24 protein-coding genes, 2 tRNA genes and 1 rRNA gene are annotated in these 23,048 nt (G+C 40.7%); 3 read left to right on the top strand and 24 right to left on the bottom strand.

Annotation, left to right across the window (positions count from 1 at the left end; translation table 11 throughout):
• Position 1 precedes the first annotated feature (1 nt).
• The 14 genes from KYJ26_RS02540 to groES all read right to left on the bottom strand — a co-directional run bounded on the left by KYJ26_RS02540 (position 2) and on the right by groES (position 14,383).
• Positions 2 to 655 carry a hypothetical protein gene (locus KYJ26_RS02540; RefSeq protein ID WP_219165780.1) on the bottom strand — a complete coding sequence of 218 codons (654 nt, stop codon included), beginning with the start codon at positions 653 to 655 and terminating at the stop codon, positions 2 to 4.
• Between the two features lie 432 nt (positions 656 to 1,087).
• Positions 1,088 to 1,657: a hypothetical protein gene (locus KYJ26_RS02535; RefSeq protein ID WP_219165779.1), complete on the bottom strand. Its 570-nt coding sequence runs from the start codon at positions 1,655 to 1,657 to the stop codon at positions 1,088 to 1,090.
• Complete coding sequence (locus KYJ26_RS02530; protein ID WP_219165778.1) at positions 1,650 to 3,260, bottom strand: MSCRAMM family adhesin SdrC; 1,611 nt, start codon at positions 3,258 to 3,260, stop codon at positions 1,650 to 1,652. Before KYJ26_RS02530 ends, KYJ26_RS02535 begins: the two co-directional genes overlap by 8 nt.
• 18 nt (positions 3,261 to 3,278) lie before the next feature.
• The gene (locus KYJ26_RS02525) at positions 3,279 to 4,664 is read right to left on the bottom strand and encodes a VWA domain-containing protein (protein ID WP_219165777.1); all 1,386 of its coding nucleotides are present in this window, start codon (positions 4,662 to 4,664) and stop codon (positions 3,279 to 3,281) included.
• Positions 4,664 to 4,873 (bottom strand): hypothetical protein, encoded by a 210-nt coding sequence (locus tag KYJ26_RS02520; RefSeq protein ID WP_219165776.1) that lies wholly within the window; start codon positions 4,871 to 4,873, stop codon positions 4,664 to 4,666. The genes KYJ26_RS02525 and KYJ26_RS02520 overlap by 1 nt, the downstream gene beginning before the upstream one ends.
• Before the next feature lie 36 nt (positions 4,874 to 4,909).
• Positions 4,910 to 5,842 carry a type II secretion system F family protein gene (locus KYJ26_RS02515; RefSeq protein WP_219165775.1) on the bottom strand — a complete coding sequence of 311 codons (933 nt, stop codon included), beginning with the start codon at positions 5,840 to 5,842 and terminating at the stop codon, positions 4,910 to 4,912.
• 4 nt (positions 5,843 to 5,846) lie between these two features.
• On the bottom strand, positions 5,847 to 6,773 hold the full coding sequence (locus tag KYJ26_RS02510) for a type II secretion system F family protein (RefSeq protein WP_219165774.1): 927 nt from the start codon (positions 6,771 to 6,773) through the stop codon (positions 5,847 to 5,849).
• Entirely contained in the window at positions 6,770 to 8,119 is a 1,350-nt protein-coding gene (locus tag KYJ26_RS02505; protein WP_226677663.1) for a CpaF family protein, read from the bottom strand. Before KYJ26_RS02505 ends, KYJ26_RS02510 begins: the two co-directional genes overlap by 4 nt.
• Before the next feature lie 13 nt (positions 8,120 to 8,132).
• On the bottom strand, positions 8,133 to 9,287 hold the full coding sequence (locus KYJ26_RS02500) for a CpaE/TadZ family protein (RefSeq protein WP_219165773.1): 1,155 nt from the start codon (positions 9,285 to 9,287) through the stop codon (positions 8,133 to 8,135).
• Positions 9,271 to 10,050, bottom strand: coding sequence for a flagella basal body P-ring formation protein FlgA (locus tag KYJ26_RS02495; protein WP_219165772.1), 780 nt, complete (start codon positions 10,048 to 10,050; stop codon positions 9,271 to 9,273). Before KYJ26_RS02495 ends, KYJ26_RS02500 begins: the two co-directional genes overlap by 17 nt.
• 613 nt (positions 10,051 to 10,663) lie before the next feature.
• Positions 10,664 to 11,851: an alanyl-tRNA editing protein gene (locus KYJ26_RS02490; protein WP_219165771.1), complete on the bottom strand. Its 1,188-nt coding sequence runs from the start codon at positions 11,849 to 11,851 to the stop codon at positions 10,664 to 10,666.
• Positions 11,852 to 11,915: 64 nt separating this feature from the next.
• Positions 11,916 to 12,068 carry a hypothetical protein gene (locus tag KYJ26_RS02485; protein ID WP_219165770.1) on the bottom strand — a complete coding sequence of 51 codons (153 nt, stop codon included), beginning with the start codon at positions 12,066 to 12,068 and terminating at the stop codon, positions 11,916 to 11,918.
• Between the two features lie 336 nt (positions 12,069 to 12,404).
• Positions 12,405 to 14,039 carry a chaperonin GroEL gene (gene groL / locus KYJ26_RS02480; protein WP_034766062.1) on the bottom strand — a complete coding sequence of 545 codons (1,635 nt, stop codon included), beginning with the start codon at positions 14,037 to 14,039 and terminating at the stop codon, positions 12,405 to 12,407.
• A 56-nt stretch (positions 14,040 to 14,095) separates the two neighbouring features.
• Positions 14,096 to 14,383: a co-chaperone GroES gene (groES, locus tag KYJ26_RS02475; RefSeq protein WP_034766060.1), complete on the bottom strand. Its 288-nt coding sequence runs from the start codon at positions 14,381 to 14,383 to the stop codon at positions 14,096 to 14,098.
• A 293-nt stretch (positions 14,384 to 14,676) separates the two neighbouring features.
• Between groES and KYJ26_RS02470 the strand changes: the two genes are divergently transcribed.
• Both KYJ26_RS02470 and KYJ26_RS02465 read left to right on the top strand, forming a co-directional pair.
• Positions 14,677 to 15,420, top strand: coding sequence for a CPBP family intramembrane glutamic endopeptidase (locus tag KYJ26_RS02470; protein WP_219165769.1), 744 nt, complete (start codon positions 14,677 to 14,679; stop codon positions 15,418 to 15,420).
• On the top strand, positions 15,417 to 15,626 hold the full coding sequence (locus tag KYJ26_RS02465) for a YdiK family protein (RefSeq protein WP_219165768.1): 210 nt from the start codon (positions 15,417 to 15,419) through the stop codon (positions 15,624 to 15,626). Before KYJ26_RS02470 ends, KYJ26_RS02465 begins: the two co-directional genes overlap by 4 nt.
• A 15-nt stretch (positions 15,627 to 15,641) precedes the next feature.
• Here the strand turns inward: KYJ26_RS02465 and tatC are convergent, their stop codons facing one another.
• Genes tatC through KYJ26_RS02450 form a run of 3 tightly spaced genes read right to left on the bottom strand, consistent with a single transcriptional unit; the run spans position 15,642 to position 17,333 of the window.
• Positions 15,642 to 16,415: a twin-arginine translocase subunit TatC gene (gene tatC / locus KYJ26_RS02460; protein WP_219165767.1), complete on the bottom strand. Its 774-nt coding sequence runs from the start codon at positions 16,413 to 16,415 to the stop codon at positions 15,642 to 15,644.
• Positions 16,416 to 16,430: 15 nt separating this feature from the next.
• The gene (locus tag KYJ26_RS02455) at positions 16,431 to 16,601 is read right to left on the bottom strand and encodes a twin-arginine translocase TatA/TatE family subunit (RefSeq protein WP_044340658.1); all 171 of its coding nucleotides are present in this window, start codon (positions 16,599 to 16,601) and stop codon (positions 16,431 to 16,433) included.
• A 54-nt stretch (positions 16,602 to 16,655) separates the two neighbouring features.
• Complete coding sequence (locus KYJ26_RS02450) at positions 16,656 to 17,333, bottom strand: redox-sensing transcriptional repressor Rex (RefSeq protein WP_201717022.1); 678 nt, start codon at positions 17,331 to 17,333, stop codon at positions 16,656 to 16,658.
• A 190-nt stretch (positions 17,334 to 17,523) separates the two neighbouring features.
• Between KYJ26_RS02450 and KYJ26_RS02445 the strand changes: the two genes are divergently transcribed.
• On the top strand, positions 17,524 to 19,464 hold the full coding sequence (locus tag KYJ26_RS02445; protein ID WP_219165766.1) for an ABC-F family ATP-binding cassette domain-containing protein: 1,941 nt from the start codon (positions 17,524 to 17,526) through the stop codon (positions 19,462 to 19,464).
• A gap of 350 nt (positions 19,465 to 19,814) precedes the next feature.
• Here the strand turns inward: KYJ26_RS02445 and tsaD are convergent, their stop codons facing one another.
• From tsaD to rrf, 7 genes are all read right to left on the bottom strand, one after another.
• Positions 19,815 to 20,831: a tRNA (adenosine(37)-N6)-threonylcarbamoyltransferase complex transferase subunit TsaD gene (gene tsaD, locus KYJ26_RS02440; protein WP_219165765.1), complete on the bottom strand. Its 1,017-nt coding sequence runs from the start codon at positions 20,829 to 20,831 to the stop codon at positions 19,815 to 19,817.
• Positions 20,828 to 21,265 (bottom strand): ribosomal protein S18-alanine N-acetyltransferase, encoded by a 438-nt coding sequence (gene rimI / locus KYJ26_RS02435; RefSeq protein ID WP_257474857.1) that lies wholly within the window; start codon positions 21,263 to 21,265, stop codon positions 20,828 to 20,830. The genes tsaD and rimI overlap by 4 nt, the downstream gene beginning before the upstream one ends.
• Before the next feature lie 16 nt (positions 21,266 to 21,281).
• The gene (tsaB, locus tag KYJ26_RS02430; RefSeq protein ID WP_219165764.1) at positions 21,282 to 21,983 is read right to left on the bottom strand and encodes a tRNA (adenosine(37)-N6)-threonylcarbamoyltransferase complex dimerization subunit type 1 TsaB; all 702 of its coding nucleotides are present in this window, start codon (positions 21,981 to 21,983) and stop codon (positions 21,282 to 21,284) included.
• Positions 21,980 to 22,435 (bottom strand): tRNA (adenosine(37)-N6)-threonylcarbamoyltransferase complex ATPase subunit type 1 TsaE, encoded by a 456-nt coding sequence (gene tsaE / locus KYJ26_RS02425; RefSeq protein WP_219165763.1) that lies wholly within the window; start codon positions 22,433 to 22,435, stop codon positions 21,980 to 21,982. Before tsaE ends, tsaB begins: the two co-directional genes overlap by 4 nt.
• A 167-nt stretch (positions 22,436 to 22,602) precedes the next feature.
• Positions 22,603 to 22,679 (bottom strand) — tRNA-Asp (locus KYJ26_RS02420).
• A gap of 117 nt (positions 22,680 to 22,796) precedes the next feature.
• Positions 22,797 to 22,870 (bottom strand) — tRNA-Met (locus KYJ26_RS02415).
• A gap of 80 nt (positions 22,871 to 22,950) precedes the next feature.
• A 5S ribosomal RNA gene (gene rrf, locus KYJ26_RS02410) occupies positions 22,951 to 23,048 on the bottom strand; the annotation flags it as partial.

The following is a 23,048-nucleotide window of genomic DNA, read 5'->3' as shown; positions in this document are numbered from 1 at the left end:
TTTATATTGTTGTATTGCTTTTATGATATTTCACCGCTAAGTAGATGTATATTAATGGAGAAAATATAGTGAAAATCAACACTTTTAATGTTAAATAAACTATTAAACTGTTCTCCATTTTATCGACAAATAAAGTGAGTAAAAACCACAGCAAAATATTTATTGAAATGACGAGTATCAAATCTCCTAACAGACCTATATTCTCATTTTTCATTACCGACCACGCATTTTTTATTTTATTGATCAATGGGATATCATCTGTAGCAAACAGTGGGAATACAATTAAAAATGATAAAGAAATTAAGGTAGGAATCAGTATTAAGGGTGATCCCACGACCATAATTATAAATGCAATGATTGTGACTATTAATATTAAAAAAAAGTTATCCAAGAAACTTTGTAATGAATCTTTAATACTATACTCTTCATCATTTAGGTAATTCTTAGCCACTACAACAAATGGAGGGAATAAAATGGTGAAGTTAATTAACACCATACACATTGAATAAAGGTTCGGTGTCATCAAATAATCCGCAGTTAAGAAATATATGACGAAAGACTGAATCAAATAACTTACTGGCAGTACCACCGCCAAACTTAAAAGGAAAATCTTTACCAAATTTTGATTAAATATATAAAACGTTTCTTTAAGCATATTTTTCACCTTTTCGTTCTATTACCTTTAAGTAAACTGTAGATATTACGAGTGCAAAAATAGAACTTAACACCATATTACGATTCACTAAATCTGGTGATTCCAAAATATAAAACTCAAACACATATGTCCCTGCCAAGTAATTTAGAAAGTTAAATGTGACCGTTGAGATATAGCAAGAAAAATATGGAGTATCCGGATTGAATTTTGGAGCTGTCCAACCAATTAGTAGGTGACTAATTACAAACAATAAAATAAATAGCAAGTTCATATTACTTAAATCAAAGATACCAAATAAAAATCCGATTACCACATTTACTAATAAGGGGTAACTTATGGTCTTTAAAATTCCATTAATATTAACCAAAAAACCACTTCTTTCTAAAGAAAGTTTCTAGGCCATACATAAGATATTATGACCTAGAAATTATCTTAAATATCTTTTGGGTGCTTTAAAAACGCAGGGAGAGTAATTTGTAATAGAGCTGATAAAAAATATAATACCAACCCATATGAAATATTTTTATTAAAATCATTTGCATTCCCGATAATGATAAACATTGGACCAACCGTTATGCAGATAAAGACTACAATATGAAAAGCAATGCTAAACTTATTTTCAAACGTCTTTGAAAAGGCTTGAAAAATATTCTCCTTTAAGAGATGTGTAATGATAAAGCTTCCTATCCAAATTCCTAATAAGAAAAACCATATGGAATTTTCTTCTTGCCAGAAGTATTTAATAAGTGGCTGGGCAAACAAAAAGGAAAGACTGAAAACTAAACAATAGCTTTGGATAGAGAAATATCTCACTTTAAGTTCCACTATTCTCCAAGAAACCACAATTATGATGACTAATATGCTAGAAACAATACTGTTCATAATGAATTGTGGAGTATACCATTCTGGCAGAGCACTAAATAAGAAAGTAACAATTATTATAGAAACCGTAACATGTATGATCCTGCTTTCTTTAAAAGAAAGGTTGTTCGTTTCATCCAAAAATACCACCCAATCCTGACTTCAGTTTATCTCCTAATTCGCCGACCTTGCTTCCAATTTTTTTCGCTGAATTTCCAACAAAATCATATGCTTTCTTATATCCCGACCGAATACCGCGTCTTAGCGCCTTTCCTGGTCTGGATTGCATAAAGAAATAAGAACCTACACCCACTCCGATACCAGCTACTGCACCAATTGCTGTGCCTAACCCTGGAACAATAGAACCCCCTACAGCACCTGTTGCAGCTGATCCTACAATTGAACCAACCAGTGTGGTTCCAGCACCTATTGTCAGATCTGTTGAAAGGTCAGCATAAAAATCAGAAGTATTGAACATACTCTTTTTGGCACCGACTGTATAATCTATTAGGGTTTGACCAGTTGTAAGTACAAAATTTACCGGAGCACTCCCCTTAATCAGTTGCATAGGCTTTAATACCTTTGTATTAAAAGTCCAATTGGATACATATTTGGGCTTCATCCAACCCTTTTTTTGAATTTCTTCTGTCTTTTTATAAAAAGGTATCCATTTATCCCTTATACTTTTTTTAAGGTTAGAAGTAAATCCATTTAACTTTTTTCCGTCTAGGAATTCATTCCTTCTGAAATTATTAAAGTTTTTCTTCCCATTATTAATACTATCATTGTCATTGAATCGATCAAGGAACCATTGTGTAACTTTGTTACCAGTCTTGCGATCCCCTTTCAATTTCCAATTTTTCGTCCCGTCTTTGACAAATTTGTAACCAGCTTTATGAGCAACTAATCCCTGAACAATATCATCTGCTGCGAATAACATATCAGTTCCCCATCTTTTCGCAGCTTTAATCCATGCTAAACTTGACGATAGTTTTTCATCAAGAGTTTCAACGCCCTTTACTGACTTACCATTCCCGTCTACATCTCCACCTTCTGTTGATTTACCATCTCCATCTACGTCTCCGCCTTCTACTGATTTACCATCTCCATCTACGTCTCCGCCTTCTACTGATTTGCCATCTCCATCTACGTCTCCGCCTTCTACTGATTTGCCATCTCCATCTACGTCTCCGCCTTCTACTGATTTACCATTTCCATCTACGTCCCCACCTTCTACTGATTTACCATTTCCGTCTACATCTCCGCCTTCTATTGATTTACCGTTTCCGCCTACATCTCCGCCTTCTATTGATTTACCGTTTCCGTCTACATCTCCGCCTTCTACTGATTTGCCTGAATTAGGAGGAGTCCCTGGAGTAATCGGTCCTCCAGTAGTAAAACTCTCTCCTCCAAATACAAAGTTTGGAACAGGTGGTGGAGCGTTTGGAATTATGAAAGTACCGTTATTTAAAGGGAAATTTTCTAAGATTGGTTTTCCCGAATTCGAAACTTGACCTCCATTATATGACTCCCCGGGCTTGATCGCTTGGCCTGGTTTGAACACATCACCAGGAACAAGGAATTCACCACCGCTTATTGCTTCACCTGGAGTGATTGCTTGACCTGGTTTGATGGATTCTCCTGGGGTTATAAATGTACCGGCGGCCATACTCACTACAGGGAATACATTCCAAAATAATATCGTGAACGTTAACATCAGACTGAAAACTCTGGTTATATTCAACTCATTCTCACCCCAGTCTTATTGAGTGTTAATTTGATATTTTTCTTCAAGTGCTTCTTTGGCCTCGAGATAGCTTTGTTGGTTAATTTTCTTTAATTCATCATTAAAGTTATTAATCTCGGAATCTATCCAACTGTGATATTCATTGTTCTTCTTTTCAATATACTCACGTGATTCCTTACTCATTAAATTCTTTTGTTGTAAGGTGTAGATCAGGAGATTAATCTGGTCTTTTTCTTTGAGAGACTTAGACTCCTCCTCAGCAATATAATTGAAGATTTCCAGGTTATTTTGCACCTCTTTAAGCTCTATCGATTTTTCTCCTTTTTCTTTCCACTTTTTCCATGCCTCTGCAATATTATTTATTTTTTCAAGCTCTGTTTTGAGACCAGCTTGGTCTTCAACATTAGAATAAATACCATTAGTCTCATCCGCAATATCCTTTAGCTGTCTCTGACCTTCCCCATCTACATTAAAACCAATCACATTTATTATTGGAGTCAAGTCCGAATTATAAAGTTCTTTAGCAGCTTCTACTGGGTCTTGGTCACATGTTTCAATTCCATCACTTACTAAATAAACAATATTAGTATTTTTATCTCCATTAAAACTGGACAAATCGTTTTTAGCATCATTTAAGGCTAGGCTTATTGGCGTCCACCCAGTTGGTTTAACTTTGTCGAGTGATTGATTAAACTTTGTAGAATCGTAATTATCTATTGGATATAAGATATCCGAGCTTTTGCAAGACAACTCCTTATCAGAATCAGCATTGCTACCCTTATGTCCATATACTCTCAGACCTACTTTAGTTCCCTCAGGCAAATTCTTTACAAATTGTGTGATTTCTTCTTTTGCTGCTTTCATCTTTGTTTGGCCACCAGCGTCTTGAGCCATGCTCCCAGACGCATCAAGGATCACTTCAACATTCAAATTCTCTTTGAACTGATATCTTGGATCTTCTATTTCTGGATTACCAAAGGATTGAAATTTAAGCTGTTTTATCAAGCTATCTGGCCCATTAAAGTCTCTCTGGACACGTTTCAATAGCTCTTGATAATAGTAATCCAATTCTTTTTCACTTGGATCATTTTTTATCTCCGGCAGATCTTTGAACCTTTCTACTGCCTTTTCTTTATCTTCAGAAGTAGATAATGGAATATAATTCGAATCTTTTCCAACGGGTTTATTCTCCAGTTCGCTATATGTAGAAGGTAAAGGTTCGACTTGAACCTCTACCTCCTTTTCATTTACTTCCTTATCTTTATCGACTTTAGATGTTTCTTGAGGGGGTTCCCCTTGTTGATTTGCTTTTTCTTTTCCTTCTTTACTCTCGTTACCACAACCGATAATAAATAGTGATAAAACTATTATTATACTTAATAAACTTTTTATGGATTTCATTATTCTCCTACCATCTTGCCGATTTTGGAGAATATTTTACTAATAATTGATGATACGCTATCCTTGTTATCACTCACAGCCGTCGATACAATACCCAATACTAAAATCAATAAAGCCGCTAATCCTAACCACTCTAACGATTGAGCTCCTCTTTCATTTTTCACCGGTGTAGTAAATTTCACGTAAAGTTCTGTTAGTTTGTTCATCATGTTTTTTTCTCTCCTTAAAGTTGGTTTTAATTTTATTTACTGAAACATTTGTAAAATGTTTCGGTTTTCACTAAACATATTTATAATCATCAAGCCGCCAATCAGAATTAGTGCAGATGGCAAAACTAGAAATGTGGTAATCAGCGTTACTTTTGGAGAGGCTTTGGCAGCCTTCTCTTTAATCATTTCTTTCTTGATTTTCCTCATTTCTTCGGCTTGTAATTTGAATGTCTTTGATATTGGAACTCCGAGTCTTTCGCCTTGTATTAATGACTTTAAGAGTAATTGAAATTCTCTACTATCGTTTCGTTCTAACAAGGTGTTATATGCTTCCCCTCTCGGAACGCCTACACTTAACTCCTGAATGAAGCGCCCGAACTCTTCCCTGATGGGTCCTTCAAAGTAGGGGACGATATCCCTTAAGGCTTGATCCAACCCTACCCCTGCTTGAAGAGTGACGCTCATGGTGTCGAGAAAGTCTGGAAGTTGAAAGGACAAGTCTTCTTGTCGTTTTTTGGCTTTTCCATTTAACCATAGAATGGCTCCTCCATACCCTGCAAGTGGATAGATAATCACCGCAATCTGCGAGAATGGTAGTCTTAAGAGAAAGCAAATCCCTCCTACAATAAATCCAATTACGAGAAAGAACATCTTTAACCCTTGAAATCGTTGAACCGTAAGTCCATAAGGGTGCCCGGCTTTAATCAGCAACTTCTGTATGTCGTGATCTTCGCTGAAGAAGTTCACCCTTTGTCCAATACCGGAAAAATCATCTGCATACTCAAAAAGTTTACTGAGTATTTTTTCTTTTCTCGTAATTTTCTTTTCAAAAGAATTATAAATATACGTTTTTTCTTCTATTTCCTTCTTTAGATCATTTTTATAAATAATATATGTGTAAAAACTTCTCAGGCTTAAACCCAAAAACAACAAGGTTAACACTAGAAATATGACAATTAAACCATCCATCGTCTCACACCCTAATATTGGTTACTTTTTTAACTAGGATAAAAGTTAATAAAGTACCACCTATGAATAATAGCAACAGGATGACACCAAGACCTGTGAACAAAGGATCTAAGAATCCGTCGATTATATTGTTCATCATCAGAACCAGGAAAATTGGAATGACCGGAACGATATAGGCAACATAACGTTGTTCTGCTGTCATCGTTTTAATTTCTTGCATTAAGATCTTCCGCTCTTCCAACGTTTGGCCCATCTCATCCAAAACAGAGAATAAATTACCTCCGGCTTTTTTCTGAATGAGAATTGTAGCAACGAATAGTTTGAATTCACGGTTGTCAACGCGCTTTTCCATCGATCGAATGGCTGTGTTAAAATCAATCCCCAATGAAATTTCCTGCGCTAATCGTTTGAATTCCCCTTTAGCTGGTTCATTTACTTCCTGGGCTACAAGCTGTACTCCCTGATTCAACGTCATCCCCGATCTGGTTGCATTTGCAAGCAAGCGGCAAATTTCAGGTAATTGTTCAACCAGTCGTTGTTTCAATTTGTTTTTCCTCAATAGAAAGAGAAGTCTTTTTCCCCCTTCCAAGAAAAGGAGAGACACAAAGATACTGATTAGAAAGCTAAGACTGAAAAAGTTCTTCAGCATAATGACGATTCCCATAAAAGCCACAAATTGTGCACCAAAGTATTCAGACGGAGTAAGGGGAATATTTGACTCCCTTAGTTTCTCAAAAATAGGTTTCGCCGTTTCTGTTCGGTCAAACTTATCTCCTAAGAGGACGATATAACTTTTTCTTTTTTCTCCATTACTATAAAAATCGTTTACTTGCTTTTTCCATTCTCTTTTTTCCTTGCGGTAATCCAAATAGAAGCTTATGGAAATAATGAATAGAAGAGCCGAGAGAGTCGCTATGGCAGCAGATATCAAGTGCTCACCTCCTCAAAAACAGGTGTGAAGGCGGATTCGGAAATGTTATTCCCAAACACCTTCAGTCGTTCCAGGCACTTAGGTACATATCCTGTGGCCGTATAATGGCCTTCTATGGACCCATCTTTTTTCATACCCGTTCTTTTAAACGTAAAGATTTCTTTCATTTCATGACGACCATCAGAGTGTTTTATAACTTCCGATATCGAGATGATCTTCCTTGTACCATCAGTCAATCGTGTTGCTTGAATGATGATATCCAAGGCACCTACAATATATTCCCTAACAATATGGGACGGGAGATCCATTCCTGCCATTACAACCATGGCTTCTACACGCCTCAATGCATCTTCAGGTGAGTTGGCATGCACTGTCGTAATAGAACCTTCATGACCCGTATTCATGGCTTGAAGCATATCAAAAGCTTCTCCACTACGAACTTCCCCAACGATGATGCGGTCAGGTCTCATACGCAAAGCGTTTTTCACCAGATTACGAATCGTAACCTCGCCTCGACCTTCGACATTTTCAGGTCTTGCTTCCATCCCGACAACGTTGGGTCGATCGAGTCTAAGTTCTGCTGAATCCTCTATCGTTATAACCCTTTCACCATAAGGGATAGACGCAGCAATGACATTCAAGATCGTTGTCTTCCCAGAACCGGTACCGCCTGAGATCAACGTGTTAAGTTTGGATTTTACAACCGCCTCTAAAAAGTGGGCCATATGAGAATTCAATGAGTTGAAGTTTAATAGATCTTCCATTTTAAATGGTTCTGCTCTGAATTTCCTGATTGACACCAAGGTACCGTTTAAGCTAATCGGAGAGATAACCGCATTCACACGGCTTCCATCAGGAAGTCTGGCGTCTACCATTGGTGAACTTTCATCAATCCGTCTTCCTAATGGTGCAACGATTCGATCTACCACATGCCGTACATGCTCATCATCACGGAACTTAATGTTACTAACTTCTAACTTCCCTAATCTTTCGACATAAATTTCTTCATACCCATTAATCAGGATTTCCGTGACGGTCTCATCATTAATAAGTGGCTCCAACGGTCCAAATCCCACTGCTTCATCAAGAATTCTAGAGATCAATAACTCCTTATCATGTCGAGATATAATTACTCTCTCCTCCGACATGAATTGCGATACCAATTGTTCAATCTTTAATCTCATTTCCCCTTGAGTTAATTGGGTAAGGGCTTCTAAATTCGTATCTCTAAGAAGTCTTGCTTTATAGTGTTCAACAAGGTCGTCAACTAAATGATTTTCATATTCATATGTTGTCGGCCGATTTTTCTTCATTTTTTCTTTTCGTTTATCGAATAGGGACGACAATCTTTATTCCCTCCTATTTCAAGACTGCCATAGTGAATTTTCTTACATCCTTTGCAAAAGGAATCAACCTTTTCTCCTTAGGTGATTTCCGCACCGGTTCACCCTTATTAATATAAGTTTGCAGTCCTTTAAGATCTCTCCTTATGGACGCCGATATTGGAAATCTAAGAATGTCCTTTAAGTCACTCTGCTGCAGTTCGTTTTCTTTGGAAATCTCATTTAGAACAATTTCCAATCGAGATTGAAGATCTATCCCTAAGCGGGTACATAATTCTTCATAATGCTTAAGGACTTTCAAAGATGAAGTTTCCGGATATAGAACGTAATAAATCTTGTCTGACTCTTCCATCGCCGTGACAATTAAATTATTGACGTCAGATGGTAAATCGATGATGACATAATCAAATGACCTTCTACATGTTCTAAGAAGTTTAGCGATGAATTGTTCATCTAATGTTTCCCCTACTTCTGCATCGCATGGACTTACTAATATTTCTAATTGGGAATGCGTTTCGGTTTGAGAAACATTCCTTACATGGCTTTCATTCAGCTCTTCAATGACTGGCGTCAAATCAGCTATAGATCGATTCGTTTCAATCGACATCATCGTTTCAATACCGCCATACTGCAGATTGAAATCAATAAGGATAACTTCTGCAGCCGACTCAAGCTTGAGCGTTTGGGCAAAAGTAGAAGATATGATTGACTTCCCACTTCCTCCCTTTCCGCTGTAAAACGAATAGATTTGTCCACGTCCCTTTCCAAAGACCACTGTACTCTCTTCTTGACTGCTCTTTTTCATTTCATAATTCTTCTTAATTGTTGGGAACCTACTAAGGAACAATGACATCTCATCCGGCAATACGAAGAAGTCTTCTGCACCAGCTTTTGAAATGTTTCGTAATATAGTAAAATCTGAATCTCTTGCTAAAAAAATGATATAAGTGGAAGGATTAACTGATTTAATGTATTGGATCAGCTCGACTGAATTATCATTATTTGATTGGACAAATACGATCATATCTCTTGGTTGTCTATTTACTTCCCTTACTGTATCTTCTGCGGGTATGACAGAAACTCTACTATCCTCTTGATCAAGGGTGTTTAAGACTTGATTGGTCACTACGTCATCTTCACTTACTAGTAGAATATCAAGATTCTTTTCCATTTGATGCGTCTCCTTGATTTGATTCTTTTGGTTTGTTTTGTTCAGCTGGCTTTTGATCTGATGTCTTTTCTTTTGTAGTCTGTGCAGGTTGTTCTTTCTTTTCGGTTTCCGCGGACTTTTCAGGTTTTTCTTGTTCAGCTGGAGGTCCTTCCATTTTCCCTACATTAGCTTTTAAAATTCGTATATGCTCCGCGTAGTTTTGCATATGTATTAACTTGGGTGCCTTTTCTTCCGGAACCTCGACCGCAACTCCAGCGAAATTCTTTTCATCTCCCTCAGCATATGAGACTGGTACATCCTTCATAAATAGCTCCGTCTTTCTTTCACCATTCACTTCAGTGGAAACAATGATATCGATTCTATCCAGAGCTTCTATTACCTGGTCGAATTGAACCTTATCATTCCGATAAATGGCAACTAATCTATTGTTTTCGTTATTTAAATTTGAAACAGGTTTAATCATATTTTCAGTGATAATATCACCGGCTTTAAGGGGGACCACTGATACCCGGTTCTCCAATTGAAGTTTCCCTGTAATATGTGATTTTGTAACGAATTTATTAGGTATTTCCATTACATCGATCTGATTTTCTTTTATAGGCGTTCTTGACGGAATATCACTTTTTGCCACATAAACCTTTGTCATGCCACCCAACTCAGAATTTAGATCTTTCACTTTGTCGTATACCAAGTAGCCTGCACCGACGGCTAATAGAAATGCTAAAAACAAAAATATAAATGCCCTTTTTTTGGACTCAATCATCTCCAATGTCACTCCATTACAAGGTTGTTTAGTTACTATTAATTGTTGATTACTCTTTTGCAGGTAGTTAAATATCTAGGTTCTTTATTCATCCCCCACTTCTAGTTGTATCTACGAACCAAAAGACAAAACAATGTCACATTTCCCTCAAAATGATTCGTTAGTATGAGGTTTGAAGAAAATGGAATTAATTCTATCCTTATTTACCACGAATTTCATGTTTAAAAACTTTTCATTGTAAAATCCTGATACTTTTTTTCTATATAATAATTATCACTGGTAACCGGGAACGTCAATCCGACAAAGGTTTTGTCGAATTTTGTCTGTTATCATTGGACTATTTTATAAAATTTTCCATAGGTAAAAATAGGTATTTTGTATAGTTACGAAAGGATTACTTCACTTTTATCAACAGAGGATTTGAATTTTATAGTGGTAATTTTTAGGTGTTTTATTACAAGTATTAAAATTGGTAGGTAATTGGAATCATTTGTGAATGAGGTGTGACTGCACCATGGGATTTTTATGTTGTTCGAATTTTCCAAATTCAGATAATATCAGCCATATAATTGAAAAAGCCACCCGGTCACGCCGGATGGCTCATTCATCTTCTCTATAGTTCGTTTACCAGTTTTTCAAGTAAATCTTCCTTACTCATAACTGCCTCTCCACCGCCTTGAACAAACGATTCTTTCCCGCCCCCTTTTCCATTGATGAGCGGGAAAACTTTTTGTGCGACTTCTCTTAAGTCAATCGTCTGGAGAGACCCCTTCGCCACTACGAGCTGAAGCTTTTGATCATTATGCACGACCAGCATCACAATCGCATCTTCTCTCTTAGAGACGATATGCTGGGCGATCTTCTGGAGTTCCTGGATCGGCCGGTCACTGTAAGCTTTTTGAATGAGTGTATAGTCATCTTTTGGGATTCCGAGTAATCCTTCCGCTTCATATGTAAGCAGGACTTCTTTCAATCCTTCGAGTGCTTTTTCCTGCTCTTTTTGTTTGGCGATCAGTTGCTCGGCGGTCAGTACCATCGTTTCTTCTGGTACCTGGAGTATACTTGTGAGCTCTTTCAGCAGTCCATGCTTCCGGTGCAGTTGATGGAGGACCCTGTCACCGCAGATAAATTGCAGGCGGATATGGCCTTTGTGCTTTTCCCAATCAAGGATCTTGATGGCTCCGACTTCACTCGTGGAACGTGGATGGGTTCCACCGCAACCGTTATAGTCGAAGTCCGGGATGATGACGAGACGGATTTCATCCGTGACGGATGGCTGTTTGCGCAGCGGATAGTCGGACAGTTCCGCTTCCGTCAACCACTTCGTCTCGACCGGACGCGCTTCCCTTATGATTTGGTTGGCGAGTTCTTCTGCTTTCAGTGCGTCCGAGTTACTAATATCACTTACGTTTAAGTCGATGGTGAGGAACTCTTTCCCGAGATGAAAGCTGATCGTCTCGTATTGGAATGCTTCTGCAAATGCAGCCGACAGGATATGCTGACCGGCGTGCTGCTGCATATGGTCGAATCGGCGTTTCCAATCGATCTGTCCCTCGACAATACCTGAAATATCTTCAAACGGTTCTTCTATGTAATGACGGATCTCTCCGTTCACTTCTTCTACATTGATAATTCGCTTATCCTGTAATGTACCTGTATCATGGGGCTGGCCGCCGCCTGTTGGATAGAAAGTCGTCTTTTCTAATACGACGTACCAGCCTGACTCATCCTCCTGCTGTTCTTGAATGGATGTTTGAAATCTTTTCATATAGGCATCTTGATAGTATTGTTTGACTGTCATCGTTAACCCTCTTTCTGAACTGTTCTATCCATACTTTATCATAAGAAGGTTGGATGGAACCACGTCAGTCCCTTGGCTTCTTTTCAATGGATATCGAGACCGTCCCGACCTGCTCCCACGGAATCTCCCATCGCCTTTCGAATTCTTCTTTTGCCATTTTGTCTCCTTCAATGACCCGCTCTACCAGTGTCCTGAGTTTCATCGTTGTGTAGTCCATATTATCACCTGCTTTTGTTTAGTTAAAAAGTAGAAGTCACACGGAGTATACGTAAAGTATTTCGATAGGGATGTGTTTTTATCATACTTTTTACCTATATGGTGATTTTGTAAACGTTTGGACTCTCTTGGGATGAGAAAAAGTGGTCACTCCGGTTGGAATGACCACTTTGAGTACTTTACATAGTCTAACATCAGTATTTATTTTCAAAAACAGGTTTTAAACCCCAACGAATCCTATCTCATAAAAAAAAGAAGCCCCCCAAAAGTTCACCGAACTCCTGAGAAGCCTCTCTTTATTCACCTTAATGTCATCCAAGGGAATGGCGATGATGAATTACATCATGCCGCCCATTCCACCCATACCGCCCATACCGGACATATCCGGCATGCCGCCGCCTTCTTCAGGAATGTCCGCTACTACTGCTTCAGTAGTTAGGAACATTGCTGCTACAGACGCTGCGTTTTGCAGTGCAGAACGAGTTACTTTGGTTGGATCTACGATACCTTTTTCGATCATGTTGACCCACTCACCAGTAGCTGCGTTGAATCCAACGCCTACTTCTTCCTTCTTCAGACGTTCTACGATGATAGAACCTTCTAATCCAGCGTTGTGAGCGATTTGACGGATCGGCTCTTCTAGAGCGCGTAGCACGATGTTGATACCAGTTGCTACATCTGCATCCGCTTCGATTGATGCTACTTTGTTGTATACGTTCACGAGTGCCGTACCACCACCGGATACGATACCTTCTTCTACTGCTGCACGAGTAGAGTTCAGGGCGTCTTCGATGCGTAGTTTACGCTCTTTAAGCTCGGTTTCAGTTGCAGCTCCAACTTTCACGACTGCTACTCCACCTGCAAGCTTAGCAAGGCGCTCTTGTAATTTTTCCTTGTCGAACTCAGAAGTAGACTCTTCTAATTGAGCACGGATTTGGTTTACGCGAGCTGCGATTTTTTCTGGATCTCCAGAGCCTTCTACGACAGTCGTGTTTTCTTTCGTTACGACTACTTTCGCAGCGCGGCCAAGTTGAGTGATGTTTGCAGATTTAAGGTCTAAGCCTAGATCTTCTGTGATCACTTCTCCACCAGTTAGAACCGCTAAGTCTTCAAGCATGGCTTTACGACGGTCACCAAAGCCAGGAGCTTTAACAGCTACAGCGTTGAATGTTCCGCGAAGTTTGTTCACAACAAGCGTTGCAAGAGCTTCACCTTCAACATCTTCTGCTACCATTAGTAATGGCTTACCTTGTTGTACAACTTGCTCAAGGACAGGAAGTACTTCCTGGATGTTACCGATTTTCTTGTCAGTGATTAAGATGTATGGATTTTCTAAGACAGCTTCCATTTTATCTGAATCAGTGACCATGTATGGAGATGCATATCCGCGGTCGAACTGCATTCCTTCTACTACGTCAAGTTCTGTAGTGAACCCTTTAGATTCTTCGATTGTGATAACGCCGTCGTTTCCAACGCGCTCCATTGCTTCTGCAATCAGTTGACCGACTTCTTCGTCAGCAGCTGAGATGGCTGCAACTTGAGCGATGGAATCTTTGCCTTCGATCGGCTTGGAGATCACTTTTAATTCTTCGATAGCAGCTTGAACCGCTTTTTCGATTCCTTTACGGACGCCGACAGGGTTCGCACCAGCTGTTACGTTTTTAAGACCTTCACGGATCATTGCTTGAGCAAGGACCGTTGCAGTCGTTGTACCGTCACCGGCGATTTCGTTTGTTTTGCTTGCTACTTCAGCAACCAGTTTCGCACCCATGTTTTCGAATGCATCTTCTAGTTCAATTTCTTTCGCAATGGTTACACCGTCATTTGTGATAAGTGGTGAACCGAATTTCTTCTCAAGCACCACGTTACGTCCTTTTGGTCCAAGAGTTACTTTTACTGCATTTGCTAATTGATCGACACCGCGAAGCATGGAACGGCGTGCTTCTTCGCTGAATTTAATATCTTTAGCCATTGATAAAGTCCTCCTCTTATTTAAATAATGTATGGTTTACGTTTACGGAAATTTAATTATTCGCCAACTACAGCCAGAATATCGCTATCGCGAAGGATCAGGTATTCTGTGCCTTGGTATTTCACTTCTGTACCAGCGTATTTAGAGAAAATGATCCGATCGCCGACAGCTACCTCAAGAGCAACGCGCTCACCGTTGTCTAGAATGCGACCAGTACCTACAGCCATCACTTTACCTTCTTGTGGCTTTTCCTTTGCGGAATCCGGTAGCACAATACCGCTTGCTGTTTTTTCTTCTGACTCAACTAGCTCGATAACGACGCGATCACCTAGTGGTTTTAACAAGTGAAACAACCTCCTTGAAATATGTAAATGATATTTATTAGCACTCGCACTCTGTGAGTGCTAACACAACTATTATATTAATTAATTCGTTTTCATTTTGCAAGACTCCTGCTTAAAATTTTTTTCGTCATATTTCTCTTTTTTTCACACCCTCCTATCCTATGCCCCCCGTTCCCCATATATTCCAGGACGAATGAAACCCTTAGATTTGAACAGTTCCGCTTTTCTTAGTAGAATTGTACAGGAGTAACTAGGTTGATCGTTATCTTACAGGTGCAAAAGGAGATCAAACGTTGAAAAAACATTTTGGATTTATCTTAATTGCCTATATCGTCATGCAGCTTTCAAGCATTGTCGGGGTACCCCTTTTATATAAGATCGGTGTCGACGTCCTCGGTAAACCCGATGAGACGGTACGGAGCCTTGTCCCTGGATACTGGCTTGTCATCAGCTTCACGCTGACCCTTCTCATTGTGGGAGGCATCCTCAGGAAAAGCGAAACAAGTACCCGGCTTGAACGGAGTGCTCCCATGGGTGCCGGTCGTTCGATTGTTTGGGCGGTTCTCGGGATCTTCATGGCATTCATCGCTCAATCGGTTGCGATACAAGTTGAATATGCACTGGGAATTCAAATGGGATCTGAAAATACGCAGATGATCATCGGCATCATTGAAAAAGTGCCGTTATCCATGCTGGTCGCGGCCATCATCGGACCTATATTGGAAGAGATCGTATTCAGGAAGATCATTTTCGGCGTGCTTTACGAGAAGATGCATTTCTTCTTTGCCGCTCTGATCAGCTCGGTCATTTTCGCTCTAGCCCATTTCGAGCCGGAGCATGTGATCCTTTATTCCGCGATGGGCTTCACATTCGCCTTCCTTTATGTAAAAACGAAGCGGATCCTGGTGCCAATATTTGCCCACGTTGCCATGAATACAACGGTCGTTCTAATGCAATCTATCTATAAGGACGAAATCGAGAAAATGATGAACGAAGCTGAAAAAATACAAGGATTTATTGGAGGATTATTTCTATGAGGAGATCACCATTATTCTCAGGAGTGATCTATCTCCTTCTCGGTGTGCTCTTCACATACTTTGCTGTACAAAATGTACAGAATGATGAAGGTTGGGGATTTTTCACGTACATGCTCATCTTTCTTGCGACCCTGGACTTCGGTTCCGGGCTACGGATGATCATGTTGCATTTCAAGATCAAAAAACAAATAAAGAACAAAAAATAAGGATTGATCATTTGATCAATCCTTATTTATATTCTCGAACTGTTCCATTTCAAGCTTCTGCTCCGCTTCCAGCACCTTTTTGTATCCGATCTTGGAGATCCATATACTGATTTCATATAGAAGCAGCAAAGGAACCGTCACCATCATATGGGATACGATATCAGGCGGTGTAATGAAGGCCGCAACGACCAACAGGATGAAGTAAGCGACTTTCCTCATTTGGGCCAGCAGCATCGGCGTGACAATTCCCAAACGGGTCAGGAATAGCATGATGACCGGTAGCTGAAACAAAAATCCAAATGGGATCGTAATTTGAAACAGGAAATGAAAGTATTCATTTATTCCTATGACTTGCTCGATATTCAGATTGGTTGATAACCCCATCATGAATTTCACGACGTACGGAAACAAAATAAAATATGAAAATGACAATCCACCTAAGAAAAGCAAAAGAGAAATCGGTATGTAGCTGAGCGTCACCTTTCTCTCTCTCTCATATAGACCCGGACTAATGAATGACCACACTTGGTATAAAATGATGGGTGATGTCATGATGATGGCAATGAACATGATCATTTCCATATAGATTTTGAGAGGGTCTGTGATCCGAAAGGCGTTCATGGTCAGCTCTTTCGCCTCATCGGCGTGCTGCAAATATCGAATTAACGGTTCCGCAAGAAAGAAACTCACGATAACCGCCAACAAGAAGAAAACGACTACAAACATGAGTCGTTTCTGCAATTCTCCTATATGTTCATAGACTGTCATGTCTCTTTGACTTTGACTCATGGCGTTCATCCTACCCTACTTAGCTTTTTTGCTGTTGTCGTCCTCATCATCTGCTAAGCCCTTTGTTGCATTCTTGAATTCGCGTAATGTATTCCCAGCCGCTTTTCCTAACTCGGGCAATTTCTTCGGTCCAAAGATCAGTAAAGCCACAACGGTTATTAGTACGATACTACCTGCACCTAACATAATGAGACACCTCCTCTTTTACCATTCTATCATAACGTAAATATGAAGAATTTTCTATTCTGTTATGATTCCATCTTGTGACATTTCCGTGTCATCCTCTGAGTAATGCTTCAAAAAATAAACGAGTGACTGAAGCTCGACAGCCAAGTCGATATGATGGACGCGGATATGATCCGGTACCGTCAATCTCGCAGGAGTGAAATTCAGGATCCCTTTAATATTAGAAGAAACCAATCGGTCTGTGATATTTTGAGCAGAAGATGCCGGCACCGTCAAGATCGCTACTTCAATATCATGCCCTACAAGCTTCTCTTCTAAATCATTTAAATGAAAAACGGGTACATCACTGATTTGCGTCCCGACCTTATTTTCATCCACTTCAAATGCCATCTCGATCTTCGTATTATTATTTTTGATGAAATTATAATGAAGAAACGCTGTACCCAGGTTCCCCACCCCGATCAGCACAACCTTCGTAAGGGCATCCTGATCTAACGTCTTTCGGAAAAAGGATAGTAGGTAATTGACATTATAGCCATATCCCTTCTTCCCCAATGCCCCAAAGTAAGAAAAGTCTCTGCGGATGGTGGCAGAATCAACCTTCACCGCTTCACTTAATTCCTTCGATGACACCCTCTGCTTACCGGATGAGTACAGGTTCTTGATAAAACGATAGTATAACGGAAGGCGCTTGGCAGTTGCCTGTGGAATTTTCGTTGTATCCTGGTTCATATTGTATTCCCCCACATCTTTTCAAAACCTCTGATACCGCTTCCAAAATAGAAAGCACACAGTATTAATAAACTCTACTACTCATCATACACTATATTTTATCCAAAGTGTACGAAGATTAATAGGTGTTTTATTGCCGTTCCCCTCTCGAATACGGTACACTAGCACTATGAAATAGAGGTGAAACGTCATGATTCTTCTACAAGTGAATCAATTAACGAAAAACTTTGGTGCAGATAATATCCTATCAAATATTAAACTTGAAATACAGACAAGAGATCGCGTCGCCCTTGTTGGACGTAACGGAGCCGGGAAGTCGACGCTTCTAAAAATAATCGCAGGTCATCTTTCCTATGATGCGGGTGAGATTACAAAGCCAAAAGGTGTCTCCATCGGATACTTGGCACAGAACACTGGCTTGGAGTCGGATTTATCGATTTGGTCCGAAATGTTGACCGTCTTCGAAGAATTGCGCCGTCAGGAAACCCAATTACGAGCATTGGAGCAGCAGATGGCAGATCCATCTGTATATGAAGCCGAAGAAGTCTATCAACGGGTATTAAAAGAATATGATGAACTTCAGATCCGCTTCAAAGATTCAGGAGGTTATCAATATGAAGCCGATATCCGTTCCGTCCTTCACGGATTGAACTTTGCCGATTTCGATTATGAAACCAAGATATCCACTTTGAGCGGTGGTCAGAAAACCCGACTTGCTCTCGGTAAGCTTCTACTCACCAAGCCTGACATCCTCATCCTTGATGAACCGACCAACCACTTGGATATCGAAACATTATCATGGCTCGAGACCTATCTGCAAAGCTATGCAGGTGCGGTCCTGATCGTTTCCCATGATCGCTATTTCTTAGACAGCGTCGTCAATCAAGTATATGAGATTTCCCGGAACCGGAGCAAGAAATACCTGGGGAACTACAGCAGATACCTTGAACAAAAAGCAGAAGACTACGAAAAAGATCTGAAAATGTTCGAGCGCCAGCAGCAGGAAGTCGCAAAGCTTGAAGACTTCATCCAACGGAATATTGCACGGGCCTCCACCACAAAGATGGCACAGAGCCGCCGGAAGAAATTAGAGCGCATGGATATGATGGACCGTCCCCTCGGGGATGAGAAATCCGCCAACTTCGCGTTTCAGATCGACCGCCCAAGCGGAAATGATGTTCTCCACGTCCAGGATCTTACCATCGGATATGGGGAGAGTGAGACCATTTCCTCCCATATTGACTTTTCTGTCAAAAAAGGGGACAGCATCGCACTCGTCGGCCCGAACGGAGTCGGCAAATCGACACTGTTAAAAACATTGGTGAATAAGCTTCAGCCTTTGGACGGTGCATTTAAATTCGGATCCAATGTGTCCATCAGTTACTACGACCAGGAACAAGCCGAACTCTCATCCAACAAGACGGTCTTGAATGAACTGTGGGACGAATACCCGATGAAGATGGAGAAAGAGATCCGTACGGTACTCGGCAACTTCCTCTTCTCCGGGGAAGATGTCCTGAAGCCCGTATCGACATTAAGCGGTGGAGAAAAAGCCCGTTTAGCCCTCTCCAAGCTAATGATGGAAAAAGGGAACGTCCTTATACTCGATGAACCGACTAACCATCTGGATTTAGACAGTAAGGAAGTGCTGGAGAATGCCCTGATCGACTATCCAGGGACCATCCTCTTCGTTTCCCATGACCGTTATTTCATCAACCGCATTGCCACCAAGGTCGTGGAATTATCCAAGCAGGGATCAACCGAATACCTTGGTGATTATGATTATTATGTCGAGAAGTTACAGCAACAGGAAGAGCTTGCAGCACTTGAAAGTTTGGAACAAGGTAAAACAGCTCTATCTCAAAGTACGACTCAAAAACAAACCCATAAGATTGATAAAGAAGCGAAAAAACTCGAACGTCAACGAAAGCGCAGAGTAGAGGAAATCGAAGACCTTATGGAAACCCTTGAAACAACCATACAGGAAAAAGAAGACCTTCTCTGTGATCCGGAAATCTTTCAAGATCACGAGAAAGTGCAGGACATCAATGAATCACTCACAAAAGCAAAAGAAGAACTGGATTCTTTACTAGAAGAATGGACAGAACTTGAAGAACTGCTAGGACAGTAATCCACAGGATTGGGGATAAGTACTACTCCCCAATCCTTTCTTATTCCACATAATTATCCACAACCAAAACACGTATGAACCGTTATTCATATCACTTTTCCACAATATCCACAAGAATAACCTTATTTATCCACAGCAAAAACCCAATAAATGGAAGTTTGTTCTACGGTTTTTTCACATGCTGTACACATTTTTTAATAAGTTACTAACAACTTATCCACAATCTGTTGATAAAACGTATGTTCGTTCACATTCATCGGAGATTCTGTAGATTACTCACACGATATCAACAGACGTGGATATCCGAAACGAAAAAAAGCTTGAACGAAATCTTCGCTCAAGCCTTACCTTTAAAAACTCTCGATATCAAGTCCAGGGTGAGCATTCATATCCATGCTTCCCCTTTTGCCTTGTTCAAATAATATCGTCCCGGCTGCCGCAATCATGGCGGCATTATCTGTACATAAGGATAACGGCGGGATGATCAACTCCGCATCCATTCCTTCAAATGCTTCTTGTAATGCAGCACGCAATCCTTTATTAGCCGCCACTCCTCCGGCCAGGAGTACTTGCTCCACTTCATGTTCCTTTACTGCTTTTAAGGTTTTGGTCACTAACACATCAATTACACTGGCTTGAAAGCTTGCTGCCAAATCCTGTGGAGGAATATTTATCCCTTTTTGTTTCGCATTGTGTAAAGTGTTGATAACGGCTGATTTAAGCCCACTGAAGCTGAAATCATAAGATCCTTCCTCAAGCCATGCCCGTGGAAGATCAATACTTGGTTCGCCCTCATGTGCCAAACGGTCGATATGTGGACCACCCGGATACGGAAGACCCAAGGTACGGGCTACCTTATCATAAGCTTCTCCAGCTGCATCATCACGTGTTTCACCGATGACCTCAAAGGAACCGTGCTCTTTCATGAGAATAAGCTCAGTATGTCCTCCTGAAACGACCAGGGAAAGGAGTGGGAATTCCATCTCTTTCAATAGACGATTTGCATAGATATGCCCTGCAATATGATGAACTCCGACTAATGGTTTATTATGGGCAAACGCAAGTGCTTTGGCCGCATTGACACCAATTAAAAGCGCACCTACTAACCCCGGCCCCTCAGTCACTGCAACACAATCAATATTGTCCATGGTCATCCCGGCTTGTTCCAGAGCTTCCTCCAGTACAAATGTAACTTGCTCCACATGATGGCGTGACGCAATTTCAGGTACCACGCCACCAAATCGCTTATGACTTTCAATCTGAGACGAAACAATATTCGTCACAATTTCTGTTCCATTTTTAATAATCGCAACGGCTGTTTCATCGCAGCTTGTTTCGATTCCCAATACAAATATATCCTTCTTCATAAGTTCACCCACATTACTAAAGCATCCTCTTGATTGTCCGAATAGTATCGTTTACGGATCCCGCCATCCTGAAAGCCGAGCTTCCGATATAAATGCTGGGCAGGTGCGTTTGAGATCCTGACCTCTAGCGTCATCACCCGGGCGCCAAATTCAATGGCGATTCCCATAATCTTGCGCATGAGAGCTTCTCCCATGCCCTGTCCCCGATAATCTGGTAAAACGGCCACATTTGTGATATGTGCCTCATCCACGACGAGCCATACCCCACAATAGCCTGCAAGCCTGTCCCCATCCTCCGCCACAAGATAACTGGACAAATGATTGTGTTCAAGCTCATTCAAGAAAGCGTCCCGGCTCCAAGGAATGCTAAAAGATTGATTTTCAATTTCCATTACATCATCTAAATCATCGACTGTCATAAATCGTATATCCATGTCGTAACGATCCTTATCATTTATTGAGATTTTTTTGAGACTCCAGCCACTTCACTTCGGCTTCTGCCATCCTAATATAATTAGGGAGCACTTCATGAGCCGTCGTTTCTTTAAGACCCATTCCAATATAAGCAAGCTCGGACGGGCGTGGATTATGACTGACAAACGGAGCGATTCTCGCCTGTTTTCCCAGTACTTCCTGAATCTTATTTTCATGCAGGGAGACATCATTCCCGACGAATAATATATCTTTATCCAACTCTTTTAACTTTATGACCCATTCCTCAAGCATCACATTTCGATCCTCTTCCTTGCAAACAAGTTGGTCTCCTTGAAACTCATAGAGTCCTGTATATACCTGTCCTCTTCTTGCATCAAACAAAGGAACAATATATCCTGAAAAATACCTTCCAGATGAAGCCAGTGTGGCGAGGCTTGAAACCGGTATAAGAGGGATACTCAATGACCATGCAAGAGTCTTGGCCAATGTGACTCCAATCCGTACGCCCGTATAGGAACCTGGACCGTTTGCAACGACGATCTTCGTTAGCTCCTTAGCCTCTATCCCACAGTCTTTCAATAACTGCTCGATGGCAGGCATCGCTCTTACAGAATGATTTTTTTTAATATAGGTAATGTACTCTCCAATTACTCTGTCCTCCTGAATGAGGGCAACCCCAAACGGATAATTGGATGTATCTATTGCTAATATCGTCATGACACAATCTCCTTACACAATTCACTATATCGGGCTCCATATGGCTTCAACACGATCCTTCTCTTAGAATCGCCTTCACGGTATATCGACAGACTCAACAACTCTTCCGGAAGTTGATCCTGTATGAGATGCGCCCACTCGACGACCGTCACACCTTCTCCTTCAAAGTATTCGTCGAATCCCAGATCTTCAAAGGAATCATCGAGTCTGTATACATCCATATGATAAAGAGGCAAATGCCCCTTATATTCTTTAATGATAGTAAAGGTGGGACTGTTCACGGTTTTCGTGACACCAAGACCCTTCGCAAGACCTTTCGTAAACGTTGTCTTCCCCGCTCCAAGGTCACCTTCCAATGTTAATACAGCCCCTGGCTCTAATAGTGCTGCCAGCTTTTCTGCAAAGCGGCCTGTTTCTTCCGGGCTGTTTGTTAAAACCTCGAACTGATTCATGTTAATCTCCTCAATCATCATTTAGAGTATAAAAAAACCTTAGGATCGTTTGTTACCCTAAGGGAGAATGTATATATGTAGTTTACCCTTTTTGGGGTATGAGAGTAAAGGTTCTGAAAAAAGACAATAAAAAAAACGAAACAATGTTTCGTTTGAATGAACAGAAATGGCGGTCCGGACGGGACTCGAACCCGCGACCTCCTGCGTGACAGGCAGGCATTCTAACCAACTGAACTACCGGACCAAAGCTTTTTGCGCTAGCAAAATAGGTTTCCTTACCTCGCGTTAGCGAAAATAACTATCCATACGTGACTCATCGCGAATTATCAACTGCCTAATTCATAAATAAATCAAAATGGTATTGCGGGGACAGGATTTGAACCTGCGACCTTCGGGTTATGAGCCCGACGAGCTACCGAACTGCTCCACCCCGCGACGATAAAAATGTTACTATATTCTATCTTACTATATGCACCTTCACAAATAAAGTGATTGTACGAAAAAGAATTTGTTTCGCCTGGCGACGTCCTACTCTCACAGGGGGAGATCCCCCAACTACCATCGGCGCTGAAGAGCTTAACTTCCGTGTTCGGCATGGGAACGGGTGTGACCT

The sequence above is a fragment of the Rossellomorea orangium genome (genome assembly GCF_019334305.1).
In the GTDB taxonomy this organism is placed as follows: Bacteria; Bacillota; Bacilli; order Bacillales; family Bacillaceae_B; genus Rossellomorea.
The sequence above is the reverse complement of the archived record's forward strand: the minus strand, read 5'-3'. Positions and strand labels throughout refer to the sequence as shown.

Excerpts from the sequence above, each read along its gene's own strand:
- KYJ26_RS02520 (WP_219165776.1), bottom strand. The coding sequence starts at position 4,873 with ATGATGAACAAACTAACAGAACTTTACGTGAAATTTACTACACCGGTG.
- KYJ26_RS02450 (WP_201717022.1), bottom strand. The coding sequence starts at position 17,333 with ATGAACCAGGATACAACGAAAATTCCACAGGCAACTGCCAAGCGCCTT.
- KYJ26_RS02515 (WP_219165775.1), bottom strand. The coding sequence starts at position 5,842 with ATGGATGGTTTAATTGTCATATTTCTAGTGTTAACCTTGTTGTTTTTG.
- rimI (WP_257474857.1), bottom strand. The coding sequence starts at position 21,265 with ATGGATATACGATTTATGACAGTCGATGATTTAGATGATGTAATGGAA.
- KYJ26_RS02495 (WP_219165772.1), bottom strand. The coding sequence starts at position 10,050 with ATGATTGAGTCCAAAAAAAGGGCATTTATATTTTTGTTTTTAGCATTT.
- tatC (WP_219165767.1), bottom strand. The coding sequence starts at position 16,415 with ATGAGTCAAAGTCAAAGAGACATGACAGTCTATGAACATATAGGAGAA.
- KYJ26_RS02490 (WP_219165771.1), bottom strand. The coding sequence starts at position 11,851 with ATGACAGTCAAACAATACTATCAAGATGCCTATATGAAAAGATTTCAA.
- KYJ26_RS02540 (WP_219165780.1), bottom strand. The coding sequence starts at position 655 with ATGCTTAAAGAAACGTTTTATATATTTAATCAAAATTTGGTAAAGATT.
- tsaD (WP_219165765.1), bottom strand. The coding sequence starts at position 20,831 with ATGAAGAAGGATATATTTGTATTGGGAATCGAAACAAGCTGCGATGAA.
- KYJ26_RS02445 (WP_219165766.1), top strand. The coding sequence starts at position 17,524 with ATGATTCTTCTACAAGTGAATCAATTAACGAAAAACTTTGGTGCAGAT.
- KYJ26_RS02500 (WP_219165773.1), bottom strand. The coding sequence starts at position 9,287 with ATGGAAAAGAATCTTGATATTCTACTAGTAAGTGAAGATGACGTAGTG.
- groL (WP_034766062.1), bottom strand. The coding sequence starts at position 14,039 with ATGGCTAAAGATATTAAATTCAGCGAAGAAGCACGCCGTTCCATGCTT.
- tsaE (WP_219165763.1), bottom strand. The coding sequence starts at position 22,435 with ATGAATCAGTTCGAGGTTTTAACAAACAGCCCGGAAGAAACAGGCCGC.
- KYJ26_RS02525 (WP_219165777.1), bottom strand. The coding sequence starts at position 4,664 with ATGAAATCCATAAAAAGTTTATTAAGTATAATAATAGTTTTATCACTA.
- KYJ26_RS02465 (WP_219165768.1), top strand. The coding sequence starts at position 15,417 with ATGAGGAGATCACCATTATTCTCAGGAGTGATCTATCTCCTTCTCGGT.
- tsaB (WP_219165764.1), bottom strand. The coding sequence starts at position 21,983 with ATGACGATATTAGCAATAGATACATCCAATTATCCGTTTGGGGTTGCC.
- KYJ26_RS02485 (WP_219165770.1), bottom strand. The coding sequence starts at position 12,068 with ATGGACTACACAACGATGAAACTCAGGACACTGGTAGAGCGGGTCATT.
- KYJ26_RS02455 (WP_044340658.1), bottom strand. The coding sequence starts at position 16,601 with ATGTTAGGTGCAGGTAGTATCGTACTAATAACCGTTGTGGCTTTACTG.